The 12,412-nt window shown below is 64.1% G+C and carries 12 protein-coding genes; 5 read left to right on the top strand and 7 right to left on the bottom strand.

The genetic code is table 11. The features are described 5' to 3' along the window. Window positions 1-52 precede the first annotated feature (52 nt). Window positions 53-1,252 (top strand): GAF domain-containing sensor histidine kinase, encoded by a 1,200-nt coding sequence (locus ELEN_RS08720; protein WP_015760756.1) that lies wholly within the window; start codon window positions 53-55, stop codon window positions 1,250-1,252. Then, entirely contained in the window at window positions 1,249-1,893 is a 645-nt protein-coding gene (locus ELEN_RS08715) for a response regulator (protein WP_015760755.1), read from the top strand. The genes ELEN_RS08720 and ELEN_RS08715 overlap by 4 nt, the downstream gene beginning before the upstream one ends. A gap of 78 nt (window positions 1,894-1,971) precedes the next feature. On the opposite strand, the gene ELEN_RS08710 is transcribed toward ELEN_RS08715, so the two are convergent. The 6 genes from ELEN_RS08710 to ELEN_RS08685 all read right to left on the bottom strand — a co-directional run bounded on the left by ELEN_RS08710 (window position 1,972) and on the right by ELEN_RS08685 (window position 7,864). After that, a complete protein-coding gene (locus tag ELEN_RS08710; protein ID WP_015760754.1) occupies window positions 1,972-2,868 on the bottom strand; it encodes a 4Fe-4S binding protein in 897 nt (298 codons plus the stop codon). Then, window positions 2,865-3,122 (bottom strand): chaperone NapD, encoded by a 258-nt coding sequence (locus tag ELEN_RS08705; RefSeq protein WP_015760753.1) that lies wholly within the window; start codon window positions 3,120-3,122, stop codon window positions 2,865-2,867. Before ELEN_RS08705 ends, ELEN_RS08710 begins: the two co-directional genes overlap by 4 nt. Window positions 3,123-3,243: 121 nt before the next feature. After that, a complete protein-coding gene (locus ELEN_RS08700; protein ID WP_009307158.1) occupies window positions 3,244-3,576 on the bottom strand; it encodes a hypothetical protein in 333 nt (110 codons plus the stop codon). A 10-nt stretch (window positions 3,577-3,586) separates the two neighbouring features. Then, entirely contained in the window at window positions 3,587-6,151 is a 2,565-nt protein-coding gene (locus ELEN_RS08695; protein WP_015760752.1) for a molybdopterin-dependent oxidoreductase, read from the bottom strand. Window positions 6,152-6,251: 100 nt separating this feature from the next. Then, window positions 6,252-6,866: a 4Fe-4S dicluster domain-containing protein gene (locus ELEN_RS08690; RefSeq protein WP_015760751.1), complete on the bottom strand. Its 615-nt coding sequence runs from the start codon at window positions 6,864-6,866 to the stop codon at window positions 6,252-6,254. A 215-nt stretch (window positions 6,867-7,081) separates the two neighbouring features. Continuing rightward, entirely contained in the window at window positions 7,082-7,864 is a 783-nt protein-coding gene (locus tag ELEN_RS08685) for a hypothetical protein (RefSeq protein WP_015760750.1), read from the bottom strand. 374 nt (window positions 7,865-8,238) lie between these two features. Between ELEN_RS08685 and ELEN_RS08680 the strand changes: the two genes are divergently transcribed. Then, window positions 8,239-9,348, top strand: coding sequence for a TerC family protein (locus ELEN_RS08680; protein ID WP_015760749.1), 1,110 nt, complete (start codon window positions 8,239-8,241; stop codon window positions 9,346-9,348). 93 nt (window positions 9,349-9,441) lie between these two features. Here ELEN_RS08680 and ELEN_RS08675 read toward each other — a convergent pair whose 3' ends face one another. Next, complete coding sequence (locus ELEN_RS08675; RefSeq protein WP_015760748.1) at window positions 9,442-10,353, bottom strand: diacylglycerol/lipid kinase family protein; 912 nt, start codon at window positions 10,351-10,353, stop codon at window positions 9,442-9,444. Window positions 10,354-10,428: 75 nt separating this feature from the next. Here ELEN_RS08675 and rnd point away from each other — a divergent pair, with 75 nt between their 5' ends. Beyond that, complete coding sequence (rnd, locus tag ELEN_RS08670; RefSeq protein ID WP_009307152.1) at window positions 10,429-11,574, top strand: ribonuclease D; 1,146 nt, start codon at window positions 10,429-10,431, stop codon at window positions 11,572-11,574. A gap of 158 nt (window positions 11,575-11,732) precedes the next feature. Further along, window positions 11,733-12,404 (top strand): zinc metallopeptidase, encoded by a 672-nt coding sequence (locus ELEN_RS08665; RefSeq protein WP_009307151.1) that lies wholly within the window; start codon window positions 11,733-11,735, stop codon window positions 12,402-12,404. Window positions 12,405-12,412 lie beyond the last annotated feature (8 nt).

Raw genomic sequence — 12,412 nt, 5'->3', positions numbered from 1 at the left:
AGACCGTCGACGAGCGAACGAGCGGATCGGCAACGGGAACGGGGGAGACGCGGTGGGAGCGTCCAATTTCAGCGAGCGGGAGCTGGCGGGCGCGTGCGAGAAGTACGCGCGTGCGGTGAACGACATCAAAGATCGGTACGGGTTCGATTTCGTGTCCATCGGGTTGACGGCGTTCATCGGCGCGCCGCTCAAGTGGATATACAGCGCAGGCGCTACCGGCGAGCGCCATCGCCGCATCGTGCTGGCGCCGGGGCACGGCATCGGCGGCATCACCATCAAGGCGGGCAAGCCCATGATGTTCACGAACATCGACGAGGAGATCGACCCGCGCGAGTACTCGTCGTACCCTATCGTGTTCGCCGAGGATCTGCATAGCTTCTGCGCGTTGCCGCTCACGCGCGACGGGCGCGTGGTCGCCGTGCTGCTGTGCGCGTTCCGCACGGTGAGCGATCGGCACGAAGCGGCGTACCGCCAGGTCATCGACGATCTGGACGGCACCTTGTGCGATTTGGACGTCGTTTCCGACGACTTCATGGATTTCGAAAGAATCGCGGTGGAGAAACGCGCCGACGATCAGAAGAACCCTATCTTCATCCGTTCGGAGCTTGCGCGCGTCATCGCCGCTCAGGAGGACGAGCGCAAGCGCATCTCGCGCGAGCTGCACGACGGCATAGCGCAGGAGCTGCTGACGCTGTCGTTCGTGTTCAAGCGCCTTGTCGCGTATGTTGACGAAGAGGGCTACGAGCTGCTGGCGGAAGCGAACAACGATCTTGCCAACGTGCTTGACGAGCTGCACAACCTGTCGGTGAAGCTGCGACCCTCGGCTCTCGACCATCTTGGTTTCGTTGCGGCTCTGCGCTCGCAGGCTGCCGTGTTCGAGCGCACGTACGGCAACGAGATCGTGTTCGAGGGCAGCCTGTCGTGCGATCGCTTCGATCAGGCTCTCGAGACGCAGGCGTACCGCATCTGCCAGGAGGCCATCCTCAACGCCTGCAAGTACTCGGGTTCCGAGAAGGTGATCGTCCGGCTCGAGGATTCGGCCGGATGGCTGCATGTGAGCGTGATCGACCACGGATGCGGCTTCGACACCGAGCAGCCGGAGATCAAGGGGAGCGGCTGCGGTCTCGTAGGCATGCAGGAGCGCGCGAGCGTCATCGGCGCCCGGCTCGCGATGGAATCCGACGAGCATGGCACGAAGATGACGCTGGTTGCGCCGATGCACGTGGCGGAAGGCAAGGAGGCGGGCGCATGATCAGAGTAATGCTGGCGGACGACCACGAAGTGGTACGCGCGGGTTTCAGGATGATACTCGAGCAGGACCCCGACGTGCGGGTGGTGGCCGAGGCAGCCGACGGCGCGCAGGCTTACGCCATCGTGGCGCGCGAGAAACCGGACATCCTGCTCATGGACATCTCCATGCCCCCGGGGCAGAGCGGGCTGGTGGCCTGCGAGAAGATCGCGAAGGACTTCCCCGGCACGAAGGTGGTCATCCTCACGATGTTCGCCGAACCGGAGTACCTCTTCTACACGCTACGCGGGGGAGCGGCGGGCTACGTGCTGAAGAACTCGACGTCGGAAGAGCTGATCGCCGCCGTTCATGCGGTGGCCGAGGGCGGCAGCTACATCCATCCGAAGATGACGGCCATGCTCACCAAGCAGCTTGTGGCCGGAGGAGAGGAAGAGGATCGCTCCTACCAGCAGCTCTCGAACCGCGAGCTGGAGATCCTCCAGCTTCTGGCCAAGGGCTTCACGAACAAGGAGATATCCGAGCAGATATTCCTCTCGGTCAAGACGGTGGAGGCCCACCGTTCGAAGATATACCAGAAGCTGGGCCTGAAGACCCGCGCCGATTTGGTGGACTACGCCCTCAGGCACAAGCTGCTGAACGTGTAAAGGGGAAGGCGGCGCGCGCGAAAGGTGCGGCCTCTGGTGCATCGCGAAGCCGCGCGATGCACCAGAGGCCGCACCGGATCATTCCTCGCCATTCGGGGCGGCCGGCTTGGAGGCGCGTCCCAGGGTGAACGACAGGGCGCGCGTGGGGCAGGCGTCGATGCACGAACCGCAGGCCATGCAGTCGCCGGCCCGCACGATCGCGTCGCATCCGTCGAGCGCTGGCTCGAGGATCGCGGGATCGGACAGGCATGCATGCTTGCACGCGTCGCAGTGAATGCAGGCTGCGGGATCGATCTTCACGTTTACCTGGCCGAATCGGCCAAGCGCCTCGTAGAAGCCGCCCAGCGGGCACAGCGAGCGGCACCACACGCGATGGCCCCAGAACAGTTCCGTCAGCACGATGGCCAGCAGCACCCAAACGCCTGTCACGGCACCGAAGAGGATGCCCTTGTTGACGGCGCTTATGGGCGAGAACGCCTCGAACACCGGCACGCCGGTCAGCGCTGACAGGCCCAGCACGGCAAGGGCTATCCACAGCTTCGCATGGCGCGGCACCGGCATCTCACGCACGTCGATGCGCAGCTTGCGGCGAGCGAAGTCCACGATCTCGAGGAGCAGGTTCACCGGGCACACCCATCCGCAGAACGCCCGGCCTCGGATCAGCCCGTACACGATGAGCACCGGCAGCGCGGCCAGCAGCCAATCGAGCTCGAACGTTTTGGAGGCGGCGATGACCTGCAGAGCGCCGAAGGGGTCGAGGATGTCGAGGCCCCCGATGGATGAGGAGGACAGGCTGCCGAAGAAGGGAAGCTGGGCGGGGGTCGCCGCGGCGTCGCCGCCGCCGACGGACGTTCCGAACAGGCTCCATCCGGCCGCAAGCACCGGGGCGGCGAACAGCACGAGAGCCGCCGCCTGCACGGCATGGCGCAGCCAGGACCAGCGAAACGCGCGCCGCGTGTCCGAAGCTTCGCTCATCGCGTACCGGCCTCGGCCAGCGTGGGATCGTCCTCGAAGTTAGCGTACACGAGGTTGATGCCGGTCACGCCTTCGATGCCGATGAAGCCGCTCGCGATGTCGTGCGAGTCGTCTACGGTGTCGGCCTCGATGGTGACGACGATCTTGTGCCCGTTCGTCTCGTGCACCTCGACGCCTTCGCGCAGCGCCAGCTCCCGGGCCACGTCGTCGGTGCGATCGGGCATCGTTTCCACGACCAAACTCGAAATAACCATGATGGGTTCCTCACGTTCGTTCTTCTTATCCTCCGAGGGCCCGCCCCCTTGGAAGGAGGGGGCGGGGCGAGGAGGGAGGGCGGACGCGCGACGCTCCGTCCGCCGGGTAGGCACGTATCTCTTACGCCTGCGCGTGGCAGGTGATGCACTGCTCGTGCGTCGGGTCCATTTCCAGGGAACCCGCGTCGCCGCCCGCGTAGTGGTCGGCGGGCAGGGCGGTTGCGTCGGCCAGCATGGGGTTGGCCTGGTCGTTCGCGCCGTGGCAGCCGTAGCAGCCCGCCGCGCCGAGGTTTTCGAAGCGCCCGTCGTGGCTCGTCGGCATCAAAGGCGGGGCGCCGGCGGGCACGTTCGCGTTCACGTCTTCCCTGGGGGCTTCCTGGCTGCAGCCTGCAACCGTGCCCAAGCCCAGCGCCATCACGGCCACGAGGGCGGCGGTTATCATGTGCTTCTTCATCGTCTTCCCCTTAGAGCTTCGTAATGGATACGCAGGTCTTCTTGTAGTCGGGTTCCTTGGACAGCGGGCAGTACACGTCCTGCACCGCCAGGTTCACCAGGGTCTCCTCGGCGAAGAACGGAGCGAACGTCACGCCGGCCGGGGGCTCGGTGCGGCCCGCCGTGGACACCTTGATGTCGAACTCGCCGTACGTCGACTTCACCTTCACCATGTCTCCGTCCTGGATGCCCAGCTTCTTGCAATCGTCCGGGTTCATGTTCAGCAGCGCCTCGGGCAGCGCGCGGTCGAGCTCGGGCACGCGACGGGTCATCGTGCCGGTGTGCCAGTGCTCCAGCAAGCGACCCGTGACGAAGTAGAACGGGTACTCGTCGCTGGGGGTCTGCGCGGGCGGCTCGTAGGGGCGGAACACCACGGACGGCTTCAGGTTGGCGGACTTGTAGAAGCTCACGCCGCCGGCCTGTCCGGGCTTGCCGTACTGCTTCACGCCGACCTCGTCGAAGCCCTCGTCCTGCGAGCCCTCGGCGAAGCGCCACTTCGTGGACTTCCAGGTGCCGTTCACGTTGCGCACCGGCCACGTCATGCCGTGGTTGGCGAGGTACTCCTCGTAGGGGGCCAGCTGCTTTGCCTCCATTTTGAGCTTGGCGCCGAACGTGCCGTCGGCATCGTCGTTGATAGCCTTGGCCTTGTCGTTCATCTCGGGGTTAGAGAAGATGCGGTACTCCTCCCACAGCAGGCGGTTCGTCTCGCGGTCGTCGTTCTTGAAATCGCGGGCGTTCTTGTCGTAGATGAAGCCGAACAGGTGGTCGAAGGCATCCTCGCTGCCGATCTTCTCGCCGTCGAGCACGCGATGCGCCACTTCCATGAACGTCCAGAGATCCCACTTGGCCTCGCCCGGAGCGTCCACGGCCTTCTCGAAGACGGCGGTGCGGCGCTCGGCGTTGCCGAACTGCCCCTCTCGCTCCACCCACAGCGCCACGGGGAACACGACGTCGGCGTACTGCGTGGACAGGGTGGGGTACACCTCGTTGACCACGATGAACGTGTCGAAGATGCCCTTGTTGTCAGCGCCTTCGCCAAGGAAACGGGTGAGGTTCGGCATGGACTGCGCCCAGTTGTTATGGGCGGACCACATGAAGTCGATGTTGCCCTTGGAAAGCTCGCGGAACATCTTCACCGTGTGCATGCCGGGGGCCTTGATCTCGTCGAGGTAGCCTTCCGGAAGGTCCCAGATGGCCTCGGTGTAGCGGCGGTGCTGCTCGTTGGCCACCAAGAGGTCGGCCGGCAGGCGGTGGCTGAACGTGCCCACCTCGCGCGCGGTGCCGCAGGCGGTGGGCTGGCCGGTCAGCGAGAAGGGGCCGCAGCCGGGCTGGGCGATCTTGCCGGACAGCAGGTGGACGTTGTAGATGCAGTGGTTCATCCACGTGCCGCGGTTGTGCTGGTTCACGCCCATGGTCCACAGCGACATGACCTTCTTGTTCGGGTCCGCGAACACCTCGGCCAGCTCCTTGAGGTCCTCGACGGCCACGCCGGAGAGCTGAGAGGTGTACTCGAAGGTGTAGGGTTCCAGGCGTGCGGCGTACTCCTCGAAGGTGATAGGGCTCACCGCGTCCACCTTCGAGCCGATCTCGCTCTTGTCGTAGCCGTCCTCGAAGGAGTTGCCGATGTCCTCGGTGCCCTGCTTGAACTGCAGGTGGTCATTCACGAAGGCCTCGTCGTACTTCTTCTCCGACACGAGGTAGTTCGCGATGCAGTTCGCGATGGCGAGGTCGGTGTTCGGATGGAAGATCATCGTCTTGTCGGCGCTCGCGCTCGTGCGCGTTCTGATGGTGCCGAGGTCGTAGTGCTTCACGCCCTCGCCCGAGAGCTTGCGGGCCGTCAGGCGCGAGTATAGCATGGGGTGCGCTTCGGCCATGTTGGCGCCCCAGGTGACGAACACGTCGGCTTCGTCGAGGTCGCTGTATGATCCGGCGGGCTCGTCGGTTTGGAACACGTTCATGAACGCCACCACGGCGCTGGCCATGCACAGGCGCGCGTTCGGGTCGACGTTGTTCGAGAGAAGACCGGCTTTGATGAACTTGGCGCAGGCGTAGCCTTCGGTGATGGGCTGCTGGCCGCTCAGCCAGAAGGCCAGGCGCGACTTGTCGCTCTTCCACGTCTCTTTGAGCTTGGAGGACACGAGGTCGAGAGCTTCGTCCCAGCTCGCCTCGCGCAAACCTTCGCCGGTGCCCTTCGTGGACTTGTCCTCGCGGATCATCGGCGTGGTCAGGCGGTCGTCGCCGTACATGATCTTCGCCAAGTAGTAGCCTTTGACGCAGTTGAGGCCCTTGTTGGACTCGTTGTCCGGGTCGCCTGTCACGCTGATCAGCTTGTTGTCCTTGACCTCGCAGATGACGCCGCAACCGCAGCCGCAGAAGCGGCACACCGACGTGTACTTCTGTCCGTCGCCCGAAGCGGCGGTCGTCGATTGGCCTTCGCCGCTTGCGCATCCCACGAGCGACGACATGGTGCCTGCCGCCGCCGCGCTCGCCAGCGCTACTGCCGTGGCCTTGACGAATCCTCGTCTTGAGATGTCCATGACATCCCTCCTTTTCCTCCCGTTACCCATTGCTATGTCCTAAACCTCCAACGGTTTGGCAGCTTGTTCAGGGGAGCTCGGCGCAGCTGCGCCGAGCTCGTCATGCCGAGGGCTCGATGCCGCCCGCCCGCTCCTCGTCGCTTGCGATGCGGATGGCCACGCGGGGCTCGCTGACCACGCAACGTTCCACGCATAGGCCGCATCCCACGCACTTGTCCTCGTCGATGACGGGGGCGAACACGGAGTGGATGGCATCGCCTTCGCGCAGGCGGTAGTCGATGACGATAGCTTCGTCGATGAGAGGGCAGGTGCGGTAGCATACTTCGCAGCGCATGCCCTGGAATGCGATGCATAGATCCTCGTCGATGACGGCGATGCCCATCTTCACGTCGGAGCGGGTTTCGATGTCGCGCAGCGCGTTCGTGGGACAGGCCTCGACGCAGGGAAAATCCTCGCATAGGCGGCAGGCCTGGGCGCGCGCATCGATCATCGGCGTTCCCACGGCGGCTCCTGCGTCGTCGCGTGCCGGCTTGATAGCGATATAGGGGCAGGCCTCCATGCATTTCCCGCACTTGACGCAGCGCGAAGCGAAGTCTTTCTCGCCATGCGCTCCGGGGGGCCGCAGCAGATCGGCTTCGCCATGGGAGGCGTAGAGCGCCGCCTGGAATGCCACCAAGGCTGCCGATGCACCCGCTATGACGCTCGATACTTTCATGAAATCTCCTCTTCCTTGCTCCGTATCATGCGCTCGAGCAGGTCATATGCCTATCGGGGTATATCCGAGGGCGCGTGAGGATAAACCCGACGCGGGGCAAGGGTTTTATACTGTTTTTAGAAAAGAATAATATTGAGGTGGAGAAACAAAGCGCCCCGCATCGTCGAAAGCGATGCGGGGCGCGAATGCTCGAATGCGAGGATAGAAGCGTGCGGCTAGGAGCTCAAGCGAACGCCGACGTACACGGCGGTTTCGGGCAGGCCCGAGATGTCGTACATCTCGGACAGAGGGAGAGCCGAGACCTTCCATGTGTACGCGGTTCCGTCGACGTCGACCGTGCCCTGCTTGAACGTGTTGCCCACTTCGTCCACGCCCATGCCGTCCTCGGCGATGGTGGCCGGATCGAAGCCCTCGGCGGCGATGGCGGCGTCAATGGCGGCATCGAGGCTGCCCGAAGAGAAATCGGCGTAGCGCAGTCGCATGGACGTGCCGTCGCTGCGGTCGGCGTCGAGCGTCCACGAACCGTTGAGCAGCAAGGCCGCCTCGCTTGCGGAAAGCTTGGACACGCCTTTGTTGTACATCAGTCCCGCGTCGAGCTCGCTCACGTCGGACGGAAGCTTGATCAGCTCGAGGGCGGCTTCCGGATCGTCCGACATGCCTCCCTTGTCGATGACGGTAAGGCCTGCATCGGCGACGGCCTGCTTGATCTCGTCGTCGTTCAGCGTGATGTAGGATGTGAGCGCCGGCAGGTCGTAGGACACCTCGCGCGACAGGTTCTCCTCGACGCTGGCTTGCGCGCGAGCCGTGCCGCCCCTCACCGCGTCTAGGACGTTGAACAGCAGGTAGCCGCCGATAAGGGCTGCGACCAGGACGAAGGCGAACATGATGGCGATTTGCGGCCTCGGCATGTCGAGCGGGCGACGAAGGCCGCTGTCATCCAGATAGCGCACGGGGCCGTCCGTGTCCGCGTATTCGTTTCTGCGTGATTTGAATAGCATTGCGTCTCCTGCGACGATGTGCATGATCGGCGCGCAACCCACGTTGCGCTCTGCGCATTATAGCATTGCCCGCCGCGCCCCGCGTGCAAGCGCCTGCGACAACGCGATATGTACGCGTTGTGTTGAATTACGGTTTCGGTCATTATGGAGTTCCTGCGTCGTGGTAGGATACCAGACGCCCGTGGGGGAGTAGTTGGCTTGCGTTTCGAAAGCGCAAGCGGCACGATCAACATCATGGCCGAAAGGCCTGGCGTGTCTTAAATAACGAGACTCATGGCGCGGTTCGCTCTCATGCGGCCGCGCCATGAGTCTTTTTTTTATGGACGTCCCCCGCGCGGAACGGACGAGGAACTCGAAGAAGGAGCTTGCAACCCGTGGACCTATCAATCTTCGCGTCACCCGAGGCATGGATCAGCCTGGTCAGCCTCATCTTCCTGGAAATCGTGCTCGGCGTGGACAACCTGGTGTTCATATCGATCACGACGAACCGCCTGCCCGAGGACAAGCAGCACATAGGCCGTAAGCTCGGCCTGGCCGGCGCCCTGGTCATGCGAATCATCTTCCTATGTTTCGCGTCGTTCCTCGTGCATATGACCACGCCGCTGTTCACCATCGACCTCGGGCCTTACGCGCACGGATTCTCGGTGCGCGACCTCGTGCTGCTCGTCGGCGGCGGCTACCTTATATACAAGGGTATCGCCGAGCTGCGCGACACGCTCAAGCTGACCGAGCTCAAAGCCGAGCACTGCGAGGAGCACAAGGCGCTGCACCGTATCGCGCTGCCGCAGGCCGTGGGCACCATCATGGTCATGGATCTCGTCTTTTCCATCGACTCGGTCATCACGGCCGTGGGCATGGCCGACCACCTCATCATCATGATCATCGCCGTCATGCTGGCCGTGTTCCTCATGATGATCTTCATCGACCCCATCTCGAACTTCATCAACGGCCACCCCGAGATGAAGATGCTCGCGCTCACGTTCATCGTGGCCATCGGCGGCCTGCTGGTCATCGACAGCGCAGGCTTCCATACCGGCATCGAGCTTCTGCATATGCCGCTCGAGAAGCTGATCGTGTACTTCGCCATGGTGTTCTGCATCGTGCTCGAGCTCATCCAGATGCGCTACAACGCCAACTTCCTCGCGTGGCGCAAGGATCGTTGGAAGAACGAGACTGCCGCGCAGATCGACAGCGTGCGCGCCGAGATGATGGAGCAGATGAAGCGCGAGGACGCCCGGCCGCAAGATGCGGACGCGTCCGGCGTTTCGGACGCTCGTTCCGAGCGCATCACGCCGGTCATCATCGGAAACAACGTGTACGTCATGATGCCCATGGCGGGAGAGGACGCCGCGTCGTTCAAGGAGCTGATGGCGACTTCCGACACGGCGAACGCTGCGTTCGGCCAACCGCTCGAGATCGGCGCGCAGGTGGAAGACGTCCCCGCATCGGAAGATCCGTCCTACGAGGTCCCGGAAGGGAAGTAGCGCTTGTCGGAAAGGGGCCTGCAGGCCCCTTTCCGTTCGGTTTGACGCCTGTTCGTCGATGTCGGACGAAGGCGATCCTCGTCGGACAGTTCCCTATTCGACGGCGAACAGGTCGTAGCCTTCCTCGCTCACGAAGAAGCGCGCTGCGCGCGGCAGGATGCGCGCCGAGAACGGGGTCATGAGGCGCGTCGCCTCGCCGTCGTACTGCACCTCCATGGGCGGGTCGGCTTCCACGCGCACCGTGCGTGCCCGGTGGATTTCCAGCGCGCCCGTGCGGTCGGGAAAGTCGCCGCCGCGGTCGAGGAGGCCGGCCAGCACCGCCGGAATCAGCTCGAAGGCGGTTTTCGCCTTGAGCACCACCACGTTGAACTCGCCGTCTCGCGGCTCGTTGTCGTGCGTTACCGTGATGTCGAACTGGATCTTCGAGAAATTCACGAGCAAGATGCCAAGCCCGTCGCTCTCCAGGCGCTCGCCATCGAGGTCGAGGATGAAATGCGATTTCTGCGGCATGGGGTTCGCGATGGCCGCCGATAGGTAGGCCATGGGACCGAACAGGCGCTTGCCCGCTTCGGCGCCGTGCATGATGGCCGCGTCGTAGCCCGCACCCGCCATGATGCCGAAGCCGAACTTGCGGTCTTCGACTTCGATCTCGCCGAGGTCGAAGTCGAGCGTGCGGCCCTCGCGCACCATCTTCGCCAGCGCGTGGGGCTCCATGGGGGAGGCCAAGTTGAGCGCAAGCAGGTTCGCGGTGCCGGCTGGGAAGGGCAGGACGGGGATGCCCGAGTCGGCGAGCATGTAGCTGACCGTGGCCACGGTGCCGTCACCGCCGCTTGCGATGACGGCGTCGAACGACGCGGCGTCGTCCAGAAGGGTGCTCACTCCGGTGGTTCCGTCCGTCGAGCGCAAGCACGCCTCGTCGCCGTCCTGCATGAACGAGCGTACGAAGTCGTACACGGCTCCTTCGCCGAAGCCGGAGGAGAGGTTGTTGATGACGAGCAGTTTCACCGGTTCCCTTTCCGATCGTTTGCTATGATGGCATGGTACAACATGAACCGAGAAACACAAGGTAAGGAACACCGGGTGTACATAGCAAACCAAGAAAACCTCGCGGCGTTCGCGGAGCGCGCCATGCATTCCAGCGTGCTGGCCATCGATACGGAGTTTCTGCGCGAGAAGACCTACTATGCGAAGCTATGCCTGATCCAGCTCGCGACCGACGATGAGACGGCCATCGTCGATCCGTTCGCCGTCGACGATCTGAAGGTGCTCGCGCCCGTGCTGCGCAACGAGAACGTCATGAAGCTGTTCCATGCAGGCAACCAGGATCTGGAGATCCTGCTGCGAGAGGTGGGCGTGCTGCCGCATCCCCTGTTCGACACGCAGGTGGCCGCCGCGCTCCTGGGCCATACGCAGCAGATCGGCTACGCGGCGCTCGTGCATGCCGAGTGCGGCGTGACGTTGAAGAAAATCGACTCGTTCACCGATTGGTCGCGTCGTCCGCTGTCCGATTCGCAGTTGGAGTACGCGGCCGACGACGTGGTGTATCTGCCGCGCATGTACGAGCGCATGCGGGCGCAGCTCGTGGAGCTGGGACGACTGTCATGGCTCGATCGCGACTTCGAGGATTTGGCGGATCCGGCGCGCTACGCCGCCAACGAGCGCGAGCGCTACAAGCGGCTCAAGCGCGTGTCCCAGCTGTCGCGCCGTCAGCTGTCGGCCGCGCGCGAGGTAGCGGCCTGGCGCGAGCTTGAAGCGCAGCGACGCGACGTGCCCCGCAAGTGGGTGGTCACCGACGAGCAGATCGTGGAGGCCTGCAAGCGCGAGCCCCGTTCCATCGACGACCTGTTCATGGTGCGCGGGCTGTCCGACCGCCTCTCCACGAAGGACGCGCGCACCGTGGTGTCGCTGATCGCGTCCGCGTTGGACGCGTCTCCCGACACCTGGCCAGAGCCTGATCGCTGCGGCAAGAACGAGCCGAACGTCGACGCGGAGCTGGATCTCATGTGCGCGCTCGTGCGGCTGCGCGCGAAGCAGAACGGCGTGGCGTTCCCCACGCTGGCCAGCCATGACGACCTGGCGCGCGTCGCGCGCGGGTACCGCGAGGGCGTCGATCTTCTGCGCGGTTGGCGTCGTGCGCTCGTGGGAGAGGAGCTGCTGGAGCTTCTGGAAGGCAGGCTCGCGCTCAGCATCGACGGCTCCGAGCTGCGCGTGGAGCATCGGAGTTGAGCGCCTCCGGCGTCTCGGCGCCGTCAGTTACGAATCTTTCGCGCTGAATCCATGACGGTTTCGAGGCGATCATCTGTTTCATTATAGAATAGCGGGGAACGAAAACGATGCGGACGAGAGCGTTCGCGCATGCAACCTTCTGAAGGAGTGTTACACCCATGTTCGGATTGAGCAACGGATACCTGCTGCTGATCGTCGTCACGCTGGCCATCGGCGGCCTTGCAACCTGGTACGTGAACTCCCAGCTTAAGAAATACACGCACGTGCCCATATCCACGGGCCTCACCGGCGCCGAGGCTGCGCGCCGCATGCTCATGTATTACGGCATCGGCGACGTCGAGGTGCATCGCGGCGGTCCCGGCCAGGACTTCTTCGACCCGCGGACGAACTCCGTCACGCTGTCGCCCGACGCCTACGCCGGCCGCTCCATCACGGCCACGGCCACGGCGTGCCACGAGGTGGGCCACGCCTGCCAGTACGCGCAAGGCTACGCTCCCATGAAGATCCGCGGCGCGCTGGTGCCTGTGGTGAACCTGGCGTCGAACGCGTGGATCTTCCTGTTGATGATGGGCATCTTCCTGAACATCGCCGGCCTCACCACGGCCGCCATCGTCATGTACGCCGCGGTGGTCATCTTCCAGCTGGTCACGTTGCCGGTGGAGTTCAACGCCTCGCAGCGCGCGATGGCCTACATGAACACGACGGGCCTGCCCCAGGCCGAGCAGGCGGGCTCGTTCAACGTGCTGCGCGCCTGCGCCCTCACCTACGTGGCGGCCGCCCTCACCTCCATCCTGCAGCTGCTGTGGCTGCTCGGCCAGCGCCGGGACTAGCGGCGAGC

It is taken from the genome of Eggerthella lenta DSM 2243 (assembly GCF_000024265.1).
Taxonomy (GTDB): domain Bacteria; phylum Actinomycetota; class Coriobacteriia; order Coriobacteriales; family Eggerthellaceae; genus Eggerthella; species Eggerthella lenta.
This window is presented reverse-complemented; position numbering and strand designations above follow the sequence as displayed.